The 18,238-nt window shown below is 62.9% G+C and carries 26 protein-coding genes; all 26 read left to right on the top strand.

Features of this window, described 5'->3' with window-relative positions; translation table 11 throughout:
- Positions 1 to 24: 24 nt before the first annotated feature.
- The 26 genes from AB3X94_RS37355 to AB3X94_RS37230 all read left to right on the top strand — a co-directional run bounded on the left by AB3X94_RS37355 (position 25) and on the right by AB3X94_RS37230 (position 18,234).
- Entirely contained in the window at positions 25 to 603 is a 579-nt protein-coding gene (locus AB3X94_RS37355) for a ParB/Srx family N-terminal domain-containing protein (protein ID WP_368614161.1), read from the top strand.
- Positions 590 to 1,462 carry a hypothetical protein gene (locus tag AB3X94_RS37350; protein ID WP_368614160.1) on the top strand — a complete coding sequence of 291 codons (873 nt, stop codon included), beginning with the start codon at positions 590 to 592 and terminating at the stop codon, positions 1,460 to 1,462. The genes AB3X94_RS37355 and AB3X94_RS37350 overlap by 14 nt, the downstream gene beginning before the upstream one ends.
- A gap of 22 nt (positions 1,463 to 1,484) precedes the next feature.
- The gene (folE, locus tag AB3X94_RS37345; RefSeq protein WP_368614159.1) at positions 1,485 to 2,150 is read left to right on the top strand and encodes a GTP cyclohydrolase I; all 666 of its coding nucleotides are present in this window, start codon (positions 1,485 to 1,487) and stop codon (positions 2,148 to 2,150) included.
- Between the two features lie 3 nt (positions 2,151 to 2,153).
- Complete coding sequence (locus AB3X94_RS37340; protein ID WP_368614158.1) at positions 2,154 to 2,570, top strand: 6-pyruvoyl tetrahydropterin synthase family protein; 417 nt, start codon at positions 2,154 to 2,156, stop codon at positions 2,568 to 2,570.
- Positions 2,546 to 3,253 carry a 7-carboxy-7-deazaguanine synthase QueE gene (gene queE / locus AB3X94_RS37335; protein ID WP_368614157.1) on the top strand — a complete coding sequence of 236 codons (708 nt, stop codon included), beginning with the start codon at positions 2,546 to 2,548 and terminating at the stop codon, positions 3,251 to 3,253. Before AB3X94_RS37340 ends, queE begins: the two co-directional genes overlap by 25 nt.
- A 69-nt stretch (positions 3,254 to 3,322) precedes the next feature.
- On the top strand, positions 3,323 to 3,700 hold the full coding sequence (locus tag AB3X94_RS37330; RefSeq protein ID WP_368614156.1) for a hypothetical protein: 378 nt from the start codon (positions 3,323 to 3,325) through the stop codon (positions 3,698 to 3,700).
- Between the two features lie 58 nt (positions 3,701 to 3,758).
- Complete coding sequence (gene terL, locus AB3X94_RS37325; RefSeq protein ID WP_368614155.1) at positions 3,759 to 5,288, top strand: phage terminase large subunit; 1,530 nt, start codon at positions 3,759 to 3,761, stop codon at positions 5,286 to 5,288.
- A gap of 201 nt (positions 5,289 to 5,489) precedes the next feature.
- Entirely contained in the window at positions 5,490 to 5,648 is a 159-nt protein-coding gene (locus tag AB3X94_RS37320) for a hypothetical protein (protein ID WP_368614154.1), read from the top strand.
- The gene (locus tag AB3X94_RS37315; protein ID WP_368614153.1) at positions 5,648 to 6,304 is read left to right on the top strand and encodes a glycoside hydrolase family 19 protein; all 657 of its coding nucleotides are present in this window, start codon (positions 5,648 to 5,650) and stop codon (positions 6,302 to 6,304) included. The genes AB3X94_RS37320 and AB3X94_RS37315 overlap by 1 nt, the downstream gene beginning before the upstream one ends.
- A gap of 10 nt (positions 6,305 to 6,314) precedes the next feature.
- The gene (locus tag AB3X94_RS37310) at positions 6,315 to 7,754 is read left to right on the top strand and encodes a DUF1073 domain-containing protein (RefSeq protein WP_368614152.1); all 1,440 of its coding nucleotides are present in this window, start codon (positions 6,315 to 6,317) and stop codon (positions 7,752 to 7,754) included.
- Between the two features lie 64 nt (positions 7,755 to 7,818).
- Positions 7,819 to 8,520, top strand: a complete 702-nt coding sequence (locus AB3X94_RS37305) for a phage minor head protein (protein WP_368614151.1) — start codon at positions 7,819 to 7,821, stop codon at positions 8,518 to 8,520.
- Entirely contained in the window at positions 8,517 to 8,765 is a 249-nt protein-coding gene (locus tag AB3X94_RS37300; protein WP_368614150.1) for a hypothetical protein, read from the top strand. Before AB3X94_RS37305 ends, AB3X94_RS37300 begins: the two co-directional genes overlap by 4 nt.
- Positions 8,766 to 8,773: 8 nt before the next feature.
- A complete protein-coding gene (locus tag AB3X94_RS37295; protein ID WP_368614149.1) occupies positions 8,774 to 10,000 on the top strand; it encodes a DUF2213 domain-containing protein in 1,227 nt (408 codons plus the stop codon).
- Between the two features lie 28 nt (positions 10,001 to 10,028).
- Entirely contained in the window at positions 10,029 to 10,517 is a 489-nt protein-coding gene (locus AB3X94_RS37290; RefSeq protein ID WP_368614148.1) for a hypothetical protein, read from the top strand.
- A 76-nt stretch (positions 10,518 to 10,593) separates the two neighbouring features.
- Positions 10,594 to 11,562: a DUF2184 domain-containing protein gene (locus AB3X94_RS37285; protein ID WP_368614147.1), complete on the top strand. Its 969-nt coding sequence runs from the start codon at positions 10,594 to 10,596 to the stop codon at positions 11,560 to 11,562.
- A 14-nt stretch (positions 11,563 to 11,576) separates the two neighbouring features.
- Positions 11,577 to 11,921, top strand: coding sequence for a hypothetical protein (locus AB3X94_RS37280; RefSeq protein WP_368614146.1), 345 nt, complete (start codon positions 11,577 to 11,579; stop codon positions 11,919 to 11,921).
- Positions 11,914 to 12,450 carry a DUF4054 domain-containing protein gene (locus tag AB3X94_RS37275; RefSeq protein ID WP_368614145.1) on the top strand — a complete coding sequence of 179 codons (537 nt, stop codon included), beginning with the start codon at positions 11,914 to 11,916 and terminating at the stop codon, positions 12,448 to 12,450. The genes AB3X94_RS37280 and AB3X94_RS37275 overlap by 8 nt, the downstream gene beginning before the upstream one ends.
- Positions 12,425 to 12,910, top strand: a complete 486-nt coding sequence (locus AB3X94_RS37270; RefSeq protein ID WP_368614144.1) for a hypothetical protein — start codon at positions 12,425 to 12,427, stop codon at positions 12,908 to 12,910. Before AB3X94_RS37275 ends, AB3X94_RS37270 begins: the two co-directional genes overlap by 26 nt.
- Positions 12,910 to 13,275, top strand: coding sequence for a hypothetical protein (locus tag AB3X94_RS37265; RefSeq protein WP_368614143.1), 366 nt, complete (start codon positions 12,910 to 12,912; stop codon positions 13,273 to 13,275). The genes AB3X94_RS37270 and AB3X94_RS37265 overlap by 1 nt, the downstream gene beginning before the upstream one ends.
- A 52-nt stretch (positions 13,276 to 13,327) precedes the next feature.
- Positions 13,328 to 13,738, top strand: a complete 411-nt coding sequence (locus tag AB3X94_RS37260) for a hypothetical protein (protein WP_368614142.1) — start codon at positions 13,328 to 13,330, stop codon at positions 13,736 to 13,738.
- A gap of 48 nt (positions 13,739 to 13,786) precedes the next feature.
- Positions 13,787 to 15,289, top strand: a complete 1,503-nt coding sequence (locus tag AB3X94_RS37255) for a DUF3383 domain-containing protein (protein WP_368614141.1) — start codon at positions 13,787 to 13,789, stop codon at positions 15,287 to 15,289.
- A gap of 12 nt (positions 15,290 to 15,301) precedes the next feature.
- Positions 15,302 to 15,736: a phage protein gene (locus AB3X94_RS37250; RefSeq protein WP_368614140.1), complete on the top strand. Its 435-nt coding sequence runs from the start codon at positions 15,302 to 15,304 to the stop codon at positions 15,734 to 15,736.
- Positions 15,679 to 16,203 (top strand): phage tail assembly chaperone, encoded by a 525-nt coding sequence (locus AB3X94_RS37245; RefSeq protein ID WP_368614139.1) that lies wholly within the window; start codon positions 15,679 to 15,681, stop codon positions 16,201 to 16,203. Before AB3X94_RS37250 ends, AB3X94_RS37245 begins: the two co-directional genes overlap by 58 nt.
- A gap of 23 nt (positions 16,204 to 16,226) precedes the next feature.
- A complete protein-coding gene (locus tag AB3X94_RS37240) occupies positions 16,227 to 16,376 on the top strand; it encodes a hypothetical protein (protein ID WP_368614138.1) in 150 nt (49 codons plus the stop codon).
- Between the two features lie 2 nt (positions 16,377 to 16,378).
- Positions 16,379 to 18,019 (top strand): phage tail tape measure protein, encoded by a 1,641-nt coding sequence (locus tag AB3X94_RS37235; RefSeq protein ID WP_368614137.1) that lies wholly within the window; start codon positions 16,379 to 16,381, stop codon positions 18,017 to 18,019.
- A gap of 8 nt (positions 18,020 to 18,027) precedes the next feature.
- Positions 18,028 to 18,234 (top strand): hypothetical protein, encoded by a 207-nt coding sequence (locus AB3X94_RS37230; protein WP_368614136.1) that lies wholly within the window; start codon positions 18,028 to 18,030, stop codon positions 18,232 to 18,234.
- Positions 18,235 to 18,238 lie beyond the last annotated feature (4 nt).

Below are 18,238 nucleotides of genomic sequence, written 5' to 3'. Positions count from 1 at the left end.
CCACTCTAGGCTCCCGGAGCACCTGTGAACGAGACCCAATGGCCAGCCGACGAAGTAAGTCGCTGGCCGATTGAAAAGCTCATCCCGAGCGCGCGCAATGCGCGGCTGCACAGCGACGAGCAGGTAGCGCAGCTCGCCGCGTCGATGCGCGAGTGGGGTTGGACGATCCCGGTGCTGGTGGACGAGGACGGCAATCTCATCGCAGGTCACGGGCGGCTGCTCGCGGCTCGCCAGCTTGGCTACAACGAAGCGCCGACGATGGTCGCGCGTGGCTGGTCGGAGGCGAAGAAGCGCGCCTACATGCTCGCGGACAACAAGCTCACGCTCAATGCGTCATGGGACGATGCGCTGCTGACAGTCGAGATGAAGGGCTTGCAGGAGATGGGTTTCGATCTGTCTCTGACCGGGTTCTCCGACTCGGAGATAGCCTTTATCGTCGATGGCTGGGAGACGGACTTCGTGCCGCACGAGCGCGACGGCGAGAACCTTGAGGGGTTGAAGGTACGAGTGACTGTGCTGGTTGAGCCCGCGCAGGAGGAAGCTGCGAAAGAGGCAATCGACGCTGCATTGACCGATGCGGATATTGAGCATGAGCTTCAGTGACGCGGCGAGCGAAGGCGCTGCGGGGCCAATGGTCAATATGCTGCTTTCGTACCCTTATTTCGACAACGATGCGCTCAACGATCTGCAGCGCAGGAAAGACGTGCGGCTACTCGTCGACTCGGGCGCGTTCACCGCGTGGAAAATGGGGCGCACAGTCAAGCTAGACGAGTACTGCGAGTTCCTGACGACACTGCCCGTCAAGCCGTGGCGCTACTTCACGCTCGATGTGATCGGAGACCCGGTCGCGAGCCTGCGCAACTACGACACGATGCTCGAACGCGGCTTCCATCCGTTGCCGATCTTCACGCGCGGCGACACGCCCGCAGTGCTTGAGCGCTACTACGCAAGCTCCGATGTCGTCGGAATAGGGAGCGGTGTGGGCACCCCTCGCCGCAAGGGCTTCATCAACGGCGTGATGCGACTCGCAGGGACGCGGCGCGTGCATTGGCTCGGCTTTACCAATATGGAGTACCTGAAGCACTACCGGCCCTATATGTGCGACTCGTCAGCATGGGCAAACGGCGCGCGCTACGGCTGCATCAGGCTTTACATGGGTCACGGTCGCACGCTCTTTCTTGATCGCGCGGAGTTCGCGCGATGCAGGGAGCAGGCGGTCTTTGATCGCATCCGCGCATTCGGCATCGAGCCCGAGCGGCTTGCGCGCGGCGACGCGTGGCACGGCATATGGAGCCCGAACTGGCTCATCTGCGCGGCGAGCGCGATGTACCTGCAATTCGATCTCGAAGCGCGCATCGGCACGCTGCTATTTAACGCGATCTCATCCGGCTATAACCTGAAGCTATTTCTTCAGGTACTCGATAGCTACAGGAGCCTTCACAATGCACGCGCGGCCGCATAGCGCAATTCCATACTGTGAAACCGTGAACACTTCGACGAAGGTCATCGAACGCCTGCGGGAGCAGGGCATCCCGTACAGGGCGAATGACAACATCGCGAACTGGCTTGAGGCCGGAGAACTTGACGCGATACAGGAGGAAGCCGAGACGCATGTGCGCGCGCTGCTCCAATCGCTCGTCATCGACGAAGACCACAACACGGCCGGCACGGCTCGCCGTGTCGCGCATATGTATGTGCGCGAGGTTTTCAAAGGTCGCTACCAGCCGCAGCCAGCGATTACGGAGTTCCCGAACGCGAAGAACCTTGATGAGCTTTACACGGTCGGACCGATCACCGTGCGCTCGATCTGCTCGCACCATCTGTGCAGCGTCACGGGTAACGCGTGGCTCGGCGTGATACCGGGCGAGCGTGTCATCGGGCTATCGAAGTTCAACCGGGTCACCGATTGGGTCATGTCGCGCCCGCAGATTCAGGAGGAAGCAGTCGTGCAGCTCGCGGACACGATTGAACGGCTCATTGAGCCGCGCGGACTCGGCGTCGTTATTCGCGCGACCCATTCGTGCATGACGACGCGCGGTGTGCGCGAGCATGAGACGACTCTGACGACCAGTGTGATGCGCGGCGCATTGCGGGAGAAGCCCGAGGCGCGCAGCGAGTTCATGAGCATCGTGCGCGGACAGGAGTTCTGAATCATGCTCACCGTTACCCGCTATCACGACATCTCCTGCGGCCATCGCGTGTACGGCCACGAAGGCAAGTGCGCGCACCTGCACGGCCACAACTATCGCATCCACTTCAGCTGCGAGTCTGACGCGCTCGACGCGCTCGGGCGCGTGATCGACTTCGGCGCCATCAAATCAAAGCTCTGCGTGTGGCTTGAGGAAAACTGGGACCATCGCATGTTGCTTTGGATCGAAGACCCGCTTTATGTGAGCCTGCGCGAGTACGACCCGACCATTGTGAAGCTACCTTTTAACCCGACAGCCGAGAGCATGGCCGCATATCTCACCACCGTGATTGGCCCCGCGCTGCTTGGAGGCACGGGCGTTCGGCTCAAATCAGTATGCGTGGAGGAAACCCGCAAATGCAGTGCAACGTACACGGTCTGAGCCACGTCGCTGCGCACTGGTTTCCAGTCAATGAGACATTCGACTCATTGCAGGGCGAGGGCGGCTTTACGGGAACGCCTGCGCTGTTCATCCGTATGCAGGGCTGCGACGTGGGCTGTCCGTGGTGCGACACTAAGCACACATGGCCGCGCGACGAGGCGCGGCTTGTGAGCCAGGGCGAGGTAAAGGCGAAGACCGCGCTCGCGGAAGGCTCCTGGGCTTGGTTCGACGTGGAGCAGCTTGCGGACGTTGCGCACGACTCGGCAGCACGCCATATCGTCATCACGGGCGGCGAGCCCTGTCAGTACGACTTGCGCCAGCTCATCGGACGGCTGCAGAAAACGGGCAAGCGCGTGCAGGTTGAGACGTCAGGCACCTATACGCCCTATGTCGGCCGCACGGCTTTTCTCACGGTGAGTCCGAAGTACCACATGCCGGGCGGGCGTAAGGTACTCGAAAGGGCGCTTGAGCGCGCCGACGAGTTCAAGTTTCCAGTCGGCAAGCGCAGCGACATCGAAACCGTTCTCGAGCGATTGCAGCCGTACAGCGAACGGCACGGCACGCCGATCTGGCTACAGCCGCTCTCCGAGTCGCGCACGGCGACCGAGCTGTGCATCGAAGCCGCCCACCGCTACGGCTGGCGCGTCTCGCTACAGACCCACAAGTTCATCAATATCCGGTAGCCAATCATGGCTCGCAACGGTGCTCACGCGGGACGCAAGTTCCTGCCCACCAAAGAGGACACGGCGGTCGTGCGCGCGCTGCTGCTTTGCGGCGTGCCGCTCGCGAACATTTGTCAGCACGTCATCAACCCGGAGTCGGGCAGGCCCGTGACCTACAACACGCTCGTCCGTGCGTTCAAAAAAGAGATAGCTATCTCCGTTGAGCATTGCACGGCGCGGGTTGCGTGGAACCTGTACCGGATTGCGACGACCGAGCGCGAGAGCGCGCCGGTCGTGTCCGCGGCGACTTTCTACCTGCGCTCACGCGCGGGCTGGAAGCTCTCCGACGCTGAGGGCGTCCCGCCGCGCGACAGCGACGCGACGCCGATGGTTGAGAACGAGGAAACGGCGCGCGCAATCATTGAGGACGAGCTGGAAAAATACGGGCGCAAGCGTTTGACCGGGTGAGTCCGTGGACACGGTAATCCTGCCGTTCCGCACGAATCGCAAGCCGCCTCCCGCGTGGATGCGCGGCACGTCGCAGGAGCAATGGCGGCTCGAATCGCGGCGCAAGGCGTGCGAGGACGATCATGTCTTTTTCAGCAGCTACTTTTTTCAGCTGCGCGAGGGCGTGCCGTTTCGCCTCAATTGGCACCATCTCGTCATCTGCGACGCGGTGCAGAAGATCATCGACGGCACCTGGGCAAACGTGGTTATCAACGTGTCGCCCGGTGCGAGCAAGACAGAGCTTGTCGTCGTCAATCTCATCGCCCGAGGGCTCGCACTTAACCCATATGCGCGCTTCCTCCATATCAGCTACGGCGACGAGCTGGCGCTGCTCAACAGCCAGAAGGCGCGAGAGCTTATCCAGTCCGACGAGTATCAGGCGATGTGGCCGCGCACCCTGCGCGACGACAGCCGCAGCCTGAAGCGCTGGAACGTGACGGTGGACGGCCGCACGGCGGGCGGCGTGTACGCGGTCGCGCTCGGCGGGCAGATCACCGGGTTTCGCGCGGGGCGCATGGTTCCGGGGTTTCAAGGCGCGATCATTCTCGACGACCCGCTGAAGATCGACGACGCGTACAGCAAGCCTCTGCGCGAGCGCGCGAACAGACGATTGGTGTCAACGGTCAAGAGCCGCCGCGCGAACTCGCAGACGCCGATTATCGTCATCATGCAGCGGCTGGCCGTCGATGACTGCACGGGATTTATCAAAGACGGTGGGCTTCCCGGCGACTGGCACTACGTCGAAATCCCCGCGCTCATCGACGCGCACTACGTCAAGCATTACGCCTACAACTACCGGCGCTGCATCGATGCAAGCGTGACCGATAAAAAGGGCCGCTTCAGCTATTGGCCCTACAAGGAGCCGCTTGAAGAACTGCTCGCGATGGAGCAGGGCGGCACGAACCGCGATGGTCAGCGCATCGGGCGTCGGGTGTTCTCCGCGCAGTACCAGCAGAAGCCGACCGAGGAAGGCGGTAACCTGCTCAAAGGGCAATGGTTCCCGCGCTGGCGTGCGCTGCCGCGCATCGTTCGGCGGCTGATTATCGCGGACACGGCTCAGAAAACCAGCGAGCGCAACGACTGGACGGTATTCATGGAGTGGGCGCTAGGCTCGGACGGCCGCATTTACGCGGTGAACCTCATCCGCGACAGATGGGAGTCGCCGGAGCTGAAGCGCAACGCCATCGACTTCTGGAACAAGTGCAAGCCTTACGACCATCGCACCAACGTCCCGCTCTCGGCGCTGATGGTTGAGGACAAATCAAGCGGGACCGGGCTCATTCAGGAAATCCGTCGCAAGGGCGGCATCCCGATCCTCGGCATCCCGCGCAACAAAGACAAGAGCATCCGCGTAAAGGGCGCGGCTCCGAGCTGCGAGGCAGGGCTTGTCGTGCTGCCCGAGGACGCGCCTTGGGTGACGGATTTTATCTCCGAGTGCGAAGCCTTCACCGAGGACGACACACACGCTTTCGACGATCAGGTGGACGTGCTATGCGATGCCGTGCACCAGCTACTCATCGAGGGCACGGTGCTCAATTGGGTTTCGTGAAACATCACGCAAAAGAACTCTTGCCGGGTCGCAAACTCAGGCGGCATAAGGCGCAGCAAGCCAGTCTGCGCATGTTGTTCCACGGCTCGACGCGACCGCGAGCCGTGCCAACACACTAATTTGTGTGCTTTCCCTACAGGTTGCTTACTCCTGTTCGTGCCCCGTAGCGCTCATTACGTTATCCGTAGTGGAGGCTTCTCCATGTCGATCTTCGCGATAGTACTGATGGCCCTGTCCTTCGTCGCGCTCGTTGCGGCGTCGCTGGTCGTGAACGTGCCCAAGGTCAATCTCATTGCTGTTGGCCTAGCGCTATGGGAGCTGGCGCAAGTACTCATCCAGCAGCATTTTGGCGGGGCCTGATGTTCACCGCTCACACGCTCGCGCACGCGGTGCCGGGTGTCGATGTCGGGCGCTGGCTCGAACCCGTCAACACGGCCTGCGAGCGCTTCGACATCAATACTCCGGTGCGCGTGGCGGCTTTCATCGGGCAGTGCGCCTACGAGTCCGCGATGTTCACCCGGCTCGTTGAGAACATGAATTACAGCGCGCAGCGCATGGCTGACGTGTGGCCGAGCAGGTTTTCAACGGGCGACAAAAGCGGCCGGCATCGCGTTCCCAATGCGCTCGCCCGCTCGCTTGCGAACCGGCCCGAGGCGCTTGCCAATCAGGTGTACGCAGGGCGCATGGGCAACGGCAATATCGCGAGCGGCGACGGCTGGCGCTTCATCGGCCGCGGCCTCATACAGCTCACCGGTCGTAGCAACTACACGGCCGCAGGCCTCGCGCTCGATCTCCCGCTCACCGACCGGCCCGAGCTGCTTGAAACGCCCGAACCGGCGGCGCTCGCATCGGCGTGGTGGTGGGCGGAGAACCGCGTGAACCATTGGGCCGACACGCGCAACTGGCTTGCCGTCTCGCGCGCCGTCAACCTGGGCAACCCGCAGTCATCGGTCAAGCCCATTCACCACGCGACGCGCGTCGTGAACATCGAGCGGGTGCTCACCGCGCTCGCATAGGGGACTGAGGATGAGCAGCATCGCGCGGCCGGGCATTCACTGGCTCGACACGCTGCGCAACTTCGTCGCGGGCCTGATGACGCGCGCCGACAAGATGAGCTACGGCCGGTATGTGTTCCGGCACCGCATCAGTCAGAGCGAGCTTGAGGCGATGTATTCGAGCAACTGGCTCTGTCGCAAGATCGTCGATGCACCCGCCGAGGACATGACGCGCGAATGGATCACGCTCGAAACAGACGATGGCGACGCGCATGAGGCGCTGGAAGATGCCGAGCGCGATTACAACGTCTCCGACATCGTGACGAGCGTTATCAAGTGGGGGCGGCTCTACGGCGGCTGCGCGCTCTACCCGTCCATCGAGGGCGAGGACCCGGCAACGCCGCTTGACGTGGAATCGATCCGACAGGGCTCGCTCAATGGGCTCATCGCGCTCGACCGCTACCATGTGTTCCCGGCGTCGAACGTGCCCATGATCGACCTGCGCAACCCGAACTGGCGACCGGAGTTTTATCGCATCCGTGGGCCGAGCGCGCAGACCATACACCGCTCGCGGCTGCTCATCATGGACGGCTCGCAATTGCCGCTCACGCTGCAACGGCAGAATCAGTGGTGGAGTGACAGCGTTCTACAGTCGCTCTACGACGAGCTACAGCGTAATGACACGGTTGCAGAATGCACCGCGTCGATGTTTTTCGAGGCGTGCGTGGACGTGCTACGCATCGATCAACTTCGCATTCAGCTCGCGAGCGACGAAGGCACCGAGACGCTAAAGAAGCGCTTCGAGCTTGCAGCGCTCATGAAAAGCGTCAATCACGCACTCGTGCTCGACGCGTCCGACAGCTACGAGAAGAAGGTCAACACATTCGCGGGCGTGCCCGAGGTGCTGGTCACGTTCATGGAACGCATGGCGGGCGCGACCGACATACCGGCCACGCGACTTTTCGGCACCTCTCCGCGAGGCATGAATTCGACGGGCGAGTCGGACATGCGCAACTACTACGACATGCTCAAGGCGAAGCAGGAAAAGAACCTGCGTCCCGTGCTCGAACTGCTCTACTCGATCCTCTCAATGAACGCGTTCGGACGGCTCATCGAGGATCTTGAAATTTCGTTCAAACCCTTGTGGCAACTGAGCCGCAAGGATACGGCGCAGACCGCGCTATGGAATGCGCAGCGCGACGACATTTACCTCAATCGCGGCGTCGTCACTGAGGCGAAGGTGCTTGAGCAGCTTCGCAACGACAACACCTACCCGGTGAGCGACGACGACATACAGACCGCCGAGGAACTGGCGAGCTACATGCCGCCGCCTGCTGCGGGTCCGCAGTTGCCGGGAGTGCCGGGTGTTCAATCTCAACCAGCTAGCGCAGCAGCGGCGGCAGCGGGAGGGGCGACGCCTGCCGCTGCGAGCCCGCCAGCTCCGGCCATCGCGACCGTCCCGCAGGGCTGAACTCGCCTACCGCAATGCGCTTCTCGCGCTCGTGCGTGAGCTGACCGATGCGACCGACGAGTACATGCTTCCCATGCTCAAGCGCAACGAGCATATGTATGCCGCGACGACCGACGCATGGCGCGACATCACGAGTGGCGCACTGCTTGCCGCGATCAACCGCGCCATCGACGACATATCGCAGGCGACGGTCGGCCGCATGGGTTGGCGTGCGGAGTGGATTGCCGAGCAGATGATACAGGCGCAGGACGAGCAGACGCAGCAGGCGCTCGCCGCCTCGCTACAGAGCGCATACGGCATCGACATCTCACCCATACTCGCCGCGCAGGGCATTGAGCCCACGCTCACGCTCGCGCGCACACAGAACGTCAACCTGATCCGCTCAATTCCGACGCAGTACCTGTCGGAATTGAATCAGACGGTGCTGCTCGGCGTGCAACAGGGCCAGCGCTACGAGGCGCTAGCAGGGAGCATCGAGGAACGCTACGGCGTGACGCAGAACCGCGCGAAGCTCATTGCCCGCGACCAGACGGCCAAGACCAATGCGGCGATTACGCAGGTACGGCAACAGGATCTGGGCATCACGCATTACCGCTGGTCAACGTCGCTCGACGAGCGCGTGAGGCAAAGCCACGCTGATAACGAGGGACAGGTGTTCGCATGGGATGACCCGCCAGCGGAAACCGGGCATCCCGGTCATGACGTGAACTGCCGATGCGTGGCTATACCGCTGCTCGGCTACGCGGGCGAGGAGGAAGCAGCATGAATGTAATCGACGGCGGGCCGTACTACCCGCAGCAGACAGCGTTTGACGGCGGCGAAGTGTTTGAACAGACAGCACACGGCTGGCCCTCGCCGCACGCGGTCGGAGTGAGCAAGCGCGAGCGCTTCGCGCTGGAAATCATGTGTGCGCTCGTGGCGAAGGGCGCGGCGAGCGGTATGTCGCGCGACATGATGGTCGATGTCGCCGTTGAGCTTGCGGACATGCTCATCGGCCGCACGTCGCATTAGGAGCTGCCATGCGCGAATTTATCGACGTGCTCATGAGCCGCCGCGTGCAACACCCGGACGGCTTTGTCACTGTGCCCGCGCGAGTCGCACGAACGGGCGTCCAGTACTACCACGCCTACGAGCTGGACATGGACGGCGACCCGATGCGGGTATTCGCAGTGTACCGCCCGCCCGAGGAAGTTTTCAGGCCCGGCGCAATGGCGAGCTACAACAGCGCGCCGATCACGCATGAGCATGTTGGCCGCGTGACGCCCGCGAACTGGCGCGAGAAGGCAGTAGGCACGGTCACGAACGCGCACCGCGACGCGATCTACGTAGCTGCTGATCTCATCTTTCACTCGCAGGACGCGCTCGATGCGATCGCCGCAGGCAAGCGGCAACTCAGCGCGACCTACGACGCGACGCTCGACTGGACTGCCGGCGAGCAGGACGGGCAGAAGTACGACGCAGTGCAACGGGATATCCGCGTCAATTCCGTGGCACTGGTAGGAGCCGCGCGCTGTGGTCCGGCGTGCGCAATTGCTGATGCGGAAACTCAGGGAGAACGGAAGATGGCTACGCGACGCATTGTGGTCGATGGCATTCCATTGGAACTCGACGACGTTGCCGCCGCCGCCGTCGAAAAGGTACAGGGGCAGCTCACCGCAGCCCTTGCGACCATCGAGACACAGAAGCAGCAGCTCGCGGCGAGTGTGAAATATGGAGACGCGCAACTAACCGTCTCCAATCCAAGCGCCATTCAGGCTGTGCTCGATGACCAGTCCGCGCGCATTGCTTCCATGAGCCGTGACGTGATGACGCCCGAGCAGCGAGACGCGATGGTTGCCGATTGGGTCAAGACGCTCGATGACGCGAAGCGTCTGATGCCGAAGATCGTCACGGACGGCAAGACGTGCGCAGCGATCCGGCGCGAAGTCGTCGCCTCGCACTACGACGCGCGCAAGCCGCTCATCGATGCAGTGCTCACGGGCAAGGCACTGAACGATGCAGACGACACCGCGATCCGCACCGCGTTCGCCGTGCTCGCATCGAGCGTGACGGAGAGCTCGTCCACGCGCCGCACCGACCCGGTTGCCGATGCTCTCACGTTCGCGATGCGCAGCGAGGAAGCGGAGAAGGGCAAGGAGGGCGCGCGAGCCGTGACCGCTGACGGTCTGCCCGACCCGGACGCAGCCCGCGCGAAGTGGATCGGCCAGCAGTCGCACCGCCTCACGCGTCGCGCCGCGGCGAAGTAACGGCACACCTAATCGGGAGACAGACATCATGGCTACTGGACGAATCGACCTGGGCACCTACGGCGACAAGCTGTTCGAGCTTGGTATTCCAGGCATGGACGCCGACATCAATATCAGCTCCATCGTGAGCTACACGAACGGCACGGACGAGCCGGTCGATGTCGGAGTCGCGGTCGGAGTGAACGAGGAAGGGCGCATTGTGCCGCTCACCGCAAGCAGTGAAGTCACGGGCGTGACCGTGCGGCATCCCGTATGGCCTGCGAACGCAGATGGCGAGTGGTTCTACCCGCCCAACTCGGCCGTGCCTGTGATGGAGTTCGGTCGCATCTGGGCGATCTGTGTTGCGGGCTGCAACGTGGGCGACCCCGTGTCCGCAGAGACGGACGGCACGCTATCAGTCGGCGGCGCGCTGCCTGTCACGGGTGCTTTCTGGGACAGCGTAGCCGATGCAGGTGGCATTGCGCTGCTGCGGCTGAACCGTATCAAGCTGCCAGAGGCCGCCGCAACGCCTCCATAAACCTAAGCCTTATCGCTGCTTTTTCGGGCTGACCGCAGGGAACCGGTCGGCCCTCTTTTTTTATCAGGGGAGCGCAATGAAGCCGAACCGTACTCAGGTGCTCCGGGACTTCCTCTCGGACCCGAAACTGCAACTGGTGGACTCGCCCGAGGCACTTGCGTTCCTCGTCTCGCAGCTCGCCTATATCGAAACCGAAGTCTATGAACGGCTTCGCGAACCGCTCGACTATGAGCGACTGGTGCCGATATCCAACGAGCCGCCAGATTGGGCTACGAGCATTGATTACAAGATGAAAGACTTCGCGGGCCGTGGCCGTCGCCATTCGCTCAAGGGCCGCGATCTGCCGCGCGTCGATGTGTTCTACGCGATGGAGAGCGTGCCGGTCGTGGGCGGCGCACTAGCCTATGCCTTCACGTTCGAGGAGCTGCGCATCTCGGGGCGGCTCAATATCCCGCTCGACACCGACCGCGCCGACGCGTGCATGGACGCCTACCAGCGCCATATGAATGTCGTCGGACTCTACGGCGAGTATGAGCTGACGGGCGTTTTCAATAACCCATATGTGCCGATCATGCCAGCCATCAACGGCGACTGGCTCAACCCGGCGACGACTCCCGATCAGATCCTCATGGACGTGAACCGGGCGATTACGCAGGTGTGGACGCAGACGAAGCGCAACAGCATCGTCGATACCATCGTCATCCCCGGCCCGCAGTTCGGCCATATCGCGAGCACGCCGCGCTCGCCCAACTCCGACACGACGATCCTGAGCTTTCTGCAGGACAACAACCTCTCGACCGTAGAGCACAACATCGACGTGGATTTTGTCGGTGGGCCGGACCTCGACGAAGCGGGTAGCGGCGACACGGCTCGGATGATCGTCTACGAGCGCAATCAGCGAAACCTCGTGATGTATATCCCCATGCCGATCATTTTCCATGCGCCCCAGGTGTTCGGGCTCGAGACGCAAATCCCGGCCGAATACAAGTATGCGGGGGTGCATTGGAAGTACCCGAAATCCGCCCTCTATGTAGACGGGCTTTAAGGAGTGACACCATCATGGCTGATCCGAAGGGGCGCGGTGAGTCCGCGCCCGCAATGGTTTACGTACAGAACACGGGCAAGCAACCGCTCGTTATTCCCGGCGTGCCGCACAATATCGAGCTGGCTGCGGGCCGTATTACGCCCGTGGACGCTACGGTGTGGGCGAAGTTCAAGGAAAGCGCGTTCGGCAAGCATTGGGTCGATGAGGGCACGCTCACCGAGACGACCGAGGACGAGCACGCAGAGCAGCCCGAGACCGAAGTCGAAAAGGCCGACCGCGAGGAAGCGGAAGGCGAGTCAGAGAACGTGGCGTCTCGCCGGCGCGGAAAGAAGCGCGACGCGCCGCAAGGCGATGAGTAGCCCATCCGCGCGCCGTGCGCCGGTCGTCACGGTCGAGGACTTTCGTGCGCGGTTCCCTGAGTTTGCGGAGAACAGCGACGAGCAGGTACAGGCGGCGCTCGATGACGCGCTGCCGTGGAATGGCTTTTCGCCGTGGGGCAAAAAGTATGTGCAGGGCGTCACTACGCTCGCCGCGCACCTGCTTGCGCTCTCCAACATGCGAGCGCAGAGCGCTACTGACGCTGGTGGAGGCATGGCTACAGGCATATTCCGCTACACGCTCTCCCGGCGAGCCGGTGCCCTCGCGGTCACGTATGGCGCGGTTGGCGCGGGCAGTAGCTCGGGCGGAGCGGGCGACGTGCCGTACTTCCTCGGCCTGACGACATACGGCATCCAGTGGTGGTCGATGGCCCGCATTGTCGGAATGGGCGCACTGGTGCTCAACGCGACGCCGATCCTGCCGGGCACCCCGCTCGATGCCGAGCCGCCCGACGAGCGCGACCAGTACTCAGGGAGGTGGCACAGTGGCTCAGACTGGCCCGCCTTTTAACTTCAGCAAGCTCGACAAGCTGCTCGCGACGATTACGCGGACGGCGCAGTACGAAGTCGTCGTAGGGTATCCGGGCGAAACCGGCGCGCATGAGGGCAGCAATATTTCGCTCGCGACTCTCGCCGCAATCCACGACCTCGGTGCGCCGGCCGCAGGCATCCCCGCGCGGCCCTTCATCCGGCAGTCCGTCATCAACCGCAAAGACCGCTATGTGCGCACGCTCGCGGGCGAGCTGAAGCTTGCATTCGCGGGCAAGCAGAGTGTGGAGGCGGCTTTTGAAAAGCTCGCGCTCATCGCGGGCGCGGGCGTGCAGCAGGAAATCACGAACCCCAATCCCGCCTTCCAGGCGCTCAAACCCGCGACCATCAAGCGCAAAGGCAGCTCCCGTCCTCTCATTGATAGCGGGCAACTGCGGCAGGCTGCGACCGGCGTCGTGCGCCGTGCAGGAGAAACGAAGTGATGAACCTGCGGGAAGTCATTTTCGATCCAGCGTGGCATGTGCTGCTGTCCATCGAGCGGCGCGCCGGCGTGTGGGACGAGACGGGGGAATGGGACGCGACGTATGCGCCCGACGAGGTGGACGCGGTCGTCCATCCGGCCACGCCCTCCGATCTGCTCATGCTTGCAGAGGGCGAGCGCGCGCACCCGACAATCCACATCTTCGCCGCGCAGCCGCTTGGCTTTGGCGACAAGGTGCACTGGAAGGGCGAGATTTACAAAGTGACCTTTCTGCAGGACTGGAACGACTATGGCTTTTTTGACTGCCTTGCGGTGCGACCTTCCCGAACTGCGGCGCCAGACGGCGCGGCTTTTGGGACTGGCTAGCGGCGACGTGCGCGCGGAGTGGAGCGACGGACCCACGCAGGACCGAGCTTTCGTGGTTCTCGATGTCTCAAGCTCAACCGAACAGGGACCGGCGCGCAGCGACTTCGACGGGCATAACGAGCTGGAGCGCGTGACCACCTCGCGCATGGATACCCTCACCTTCGAAGCGTTCGGGCGCAACGCTTATGAACTGGCCTGCTTCGCGTGGGGCATCCTGCAATCGGAGCCGGGGCGCGCGGCGTTCAGGAAGGTCCGCGCTGGGCTCGTGAGCCTCGGTGCGATCACGGACCTGTCGGGACTCGCCGGGACGCAGGAGGAACGGGCACGGTTCAATCTGGTGCTCAGTGTCAACGAGATTATTGAAGTGGAACTGCTCACCATGCGCCGCGCGAACATCGATGTCCACTACGAGCACGGCACCGAGCATATACGGGTTGAACCGCCCGACGACGACGCCGAATGAACCATTAACCCCGCCCACTGTGCGGGGTTTTTTTATGGAGCCGGAAAAATGGCCACTACCCTGCCGCTCTCGCGCGTGGTGAACGTGCAGCTCAACCTGACGCCCATCGCGTCGGCGCTGCGCAATTTCGGCATGCTCGCGCTGTTCAGCCCTGAAGTCGCGCCGTTTAACGACGCCGGTTCCCAATGGCTTGCGATGTCAACCCTTGAGGCGGTCAGTCAGGCGTGGGGACTCACGTCCGAGACTTACGCCGCCGCCACGAAGTTTTTCGCGCAGTCGCCGCGCCCGCGCCAGCTCATCGTCGCGCGGTGGGATGCGGACGAGAACACTATCCCGGCGACCGCTGCGGCCGTGTTCGGCCGACCCGTCACGCAGCCAATATCAACCTTCTCCGCAATCTCGGACGGCTCTTTCAGCATCCCGATTAGCGGCGTGATGACCGACTACAGCGGCATCGACCTGTCCCAAGCGACCACGTTCGCGGGCGTCGCGCAGGCCGTGGACACCGTTATCACACCGGACGGGCTGACGTGCATATGGGACAACGTAGGCACGCGCTTCATCATCCAGTCCCGCGTGACAGGCGCGGGCGTGCAGCTCGGCTTCGTCACGGGCTCAGGCTCCGGCTACCTGGGCGCGATCATGGGACTGGACAACGTGTCGCCAACGTATCTCGTTCCCGGCACCAATCAGGTCACGCAGCCCGCGCAGACCCTTGCGGAGGCGATGCAATCCCTATCCGAAGTCATGTCCAACTGGTATGCGGGCGTTGCCGTGCGCAGCCCGCTCGACGACGCGACCATCACGGCCGCCGCGGACTACATCATGGGCGCAGACCGGAAAGTTTTCGGCGTCACCGCGATGTCGGCCGCGAACCTCTCGCAGGCGACGACCAATATTTTCCGCCAGCTCTACGACCGGCAGGCTTACCGCGTGGTCGCGCAGTACGACCACGACGACCGCTACGCGATTATCTCGTTCCTCGCCCGCGCGCTCTCCGTCAACTTCCAGGCGAACAACACCACGATAACCATGAAGTTCAAGCAGCAGCCGCTTGTGACACCTGAGCCGCTGACCGAGACGCAGGCCTCGCAGGCCGAGGCGCTTGGCATCAATTACTACGCGTACTTTGATGACGTGGCGATGGTCGCGCAGGGCACGGTGATCGGCGGGCGCTATTGGGACGAAGTTCATATTCTCGACTGGTTCTGCGACGAAGCGCAGCGCAACGTTTTCAACGTGCTGTACCTCAGCCCGACCAAGGTGCCGCTTACCGACCCCGGCACGCACCGGCTCGTGAACGCCATCGAGAAGGCGTGCCGCGACGGCGTGCGCAATGGCGCATTCGCACCGGGCGTGTGGACGGGCGACGAGTTCGGTGAGCTTGCATCGGGCGACTACCTCGACACGGGCTGGTACATCTGGGCCGACTCGGTTGACAACCTCTCCGACACCGACCGCGACCAACGGCGCGCCCCGCCCATTCAGGTCGCGCTCAAGCTCGCCGGCGCGATCCACACGGCCGATGTCATCGTCAATTTCGTGCGCTAAAGGGGAAACGTCATGGCTGTTTTCGATCCCAAGCAGGTTTCGGTGCTCATTCTCGACTATCGCATTCAGGACTGGCACGAGGGCGGCGACGTTATCCACGCCAATTTTCGAGTCGATCACGGCGAGCTTTCCATCGGCGCGGGCGGGACTGGCGTGTTCGTGCAGCACCCGGACGAGTCGGGCGAGCTGGTGCTACAGCTCAAGCAGCACTCGCGCGATAACAACTATCTCGATTCGCTGCGGCGCTCCCAGCGCCAGTCAATCCGCAGCTTCGTGCCGCTCACGCTCTCCATCCGCGACATGCTCAACGAGGACGTGGTGACGGCCGAGCAGGGCTATTTCACGGTCGCACCGCCCTATATCCGGGGCAATGCGGCCAACCCGGTGACATGGACGATGGTTTTCGAGCGCATGGCGATGCGGCTCGAAGTCGGGCTATTCAACTGAGGGGGCAGGCAATGGATCAGGCAGTCAAGCGCGAAGTCAGGCGCGAGGAAAAGTTCTCCATCGATGACGTGCGCTATGTGATGGTGCCGGGCAATGCGGCCGACGCCATTGCCAACGTGCGACGGCTCGGCCCCGTGCTGGCCGATGTCTCGGTGGTGCTCGATGCCAAGGGGCATGTGCGGGAAATGCCGTTCGGCCGCGCGCTCGCGCATCTGCACGGCGAGGAAGCCGACGAGGTGCTCGACTTCATCATGCAAAACACGCGGGCAGCAGTGGGCGAGGGCGCGCCCTTCAGTCTCGGTGAGCGCGGGAGGTTCGCGGCGCACTTTGGCACCTACCCGGACCATTGGGTTCAGGTCGTGCATCGCGGCTTCGTGTTCCAGTTCGCCCGTTTTTTTCCCGGTGGCAACGGCTTGTTTCAGCGCATTCTGGATCGGGCTCAGTCGCTCTTGGCGGCGACGCCATAGACTGGTTCCTGTTCAAGCCCATCATGCGCGGCCTGTGTTCGCTCAACGAGCTGCGCACCGTGTACAGCCTGGACGACGTGATGGACTTCCACGAAGCCGCCGACGCCTGGGATAAGGCGATAGCCGAGGCGCAGGCGCTGCCGCGACAGCAGCCGCTTCGACGGGTGAGATAGCCATGCTCATCGACGAGTACCTTGTCAAGCTCGGCGTCACCGAGGACAGCGCAAAAGCCCGCTCGTTTCGCATGGAGCTGGGCCGGGTCGCGGGCACCGCGACGAAGGCGTTCGGCATCATAACGGCCGCCTACGGTGCGATCACTGCGTATTTTGGCGATGCCGTTGGCAAGCTGGCCGAGCTTGGCGACGTGGCGCGCGAGACGGGCACGTCCGTCGCCTTCCTGCAGGAAATCGGCTATGCGGCCGAGCAGACCGGTTCCTCGGTCGAAGCCGCACAGCAGTCCATGGTCGGCCTCACCCGAGTCATGGGCGAGGCGGCGAACGGCGTGGGCCGGGGCGCGAAGATTTTCGACAAGTTCGGCCTGTCCGTGCGCGACGCCAACGGGCAGGTGCGCGACGTGTCCGACGTGATCGGGCAGATACAGGCAAAAATGCAGGACATGGCGCTGCCTCAGCAGCGCGCGTTCCTCGCACGTCTGGGCATCGACCCGTCCATGCGCCGCATGCTCGCGCTCAATAGCGAGGAATTCGGCAAGCTCATCGACCGGGCGCGAGAGTGGGGGGTGTACGGTGACGAGCAGGCCGAGGTAGCCGACCGGCTAAAGCTCCAGTTCAACGACCTGCGGTTCGGGCTCGGGCAGCTCCGCACGCTAATCGGCCTTGCGCTAGTGCCGGAAATGAGCCGGTCCATTGACACGTTCAAATCGTGGTTCCGCGCGAACCGCGAGAACATCATCCGCGGCATGACGATGGCCTATCAGGCGATCTCACTCACCATAGGGATGGTGTCCAACTTCGTGAAGGCGCTTGATGACGTGATAGGACCAACGATTGGCTGGCGCGGCGCGATGCTACTGCTCGCCGCTGCGTGGATGTTCTTCAATCGCTCCATGCTTCTCAACCCCCTCACATGGGTTATCGCGGCGCTCGTCGTGCTCATGGCGCTCGTGGATGACTTCATGGTCTACATGAAGGGCGGGCAATCGGCTATCAACTGGGGGCCGATGCTTGAGTACTTCAACAAGATAGCGGAGGCGGTGCGGCCAGCCATCGCGGCCCTTGAGCCACTGATGAAGGTAATCGGACTCATCCTCGAGCTGGTCGGGCGCAACTTCGCGGACGTGTTTGTAGCTGCTTTCAAAATCATTATCGATGCGTTCGCCACCCTCATCGAGCTTATTGCGAACGGCATTGTCGGACTGGTCGCGCTCGCACATGGGGACGTGAAAGGCTTCGTCGATGCGTTCCTGAATGGCTTCAAGATCATTGGCGAGTTTGCCAAGCGCACGATGGAGAACATCGGGCAATACATCGAGAACGCCTTCGGCCGTATGGGCGCTATCGTCGGCGCGCTCGCACGCGGGCAGGGCATTAGCGGCGCGATAGCCGCGATGCGGACCGTGCCCATCGGTTCGCCGGGTAGTCCGGCCGGCCAGCTTGGTCCGGGGGGCTTTGGCGGCGGCGTGACTGCGCCACTACCCGCGCCGGCCGCCGCGCCCACGACCACCAATATTAACCAGCGGGTGAGCGTGAGCGTCCACAGTACCGACCCGCACGCGGCCGGACGCGAGACTGAGATGGCAATTAACAGCGCTGGACGCCGCGCCAACGTCAACAACGCACCGACCGTTAAACAGTAGGAGCGACCATGAGACGCGTTTTATGGTTTGTGGCATTCGTGCTGATGACGCTCGCAAGCTGTGAGAGCTTGCAGACCAACGACACGGCACAGCATGCGCTGCGGGTGTTTTGCGCCCTTCACCGCGCCGACATTCTCGCCACGCTACTCACGCCCGAGCAGCAGCGCGCTGGCGCTGTCGTGTGTAGCGCCGTGGGCATGACATTGGGCACGTAAGGCC

It is taken from the genome of Paraburkholderia sp. BR10923 (genome assembly GCF_040948765.1).
GTDB classification, from domain to species: domain Bacteria; phylum Pseudomonadota; class Gammaproteobacteria; order Burkholderiales; family Burkholderiaceae; genus Paraburkholderia; species Paraburkholderia youngii.
Note: the sequence above shows the minus strand (reverse complement) of the source record. Positions and strands in the feature narration are given on the sequence as shown.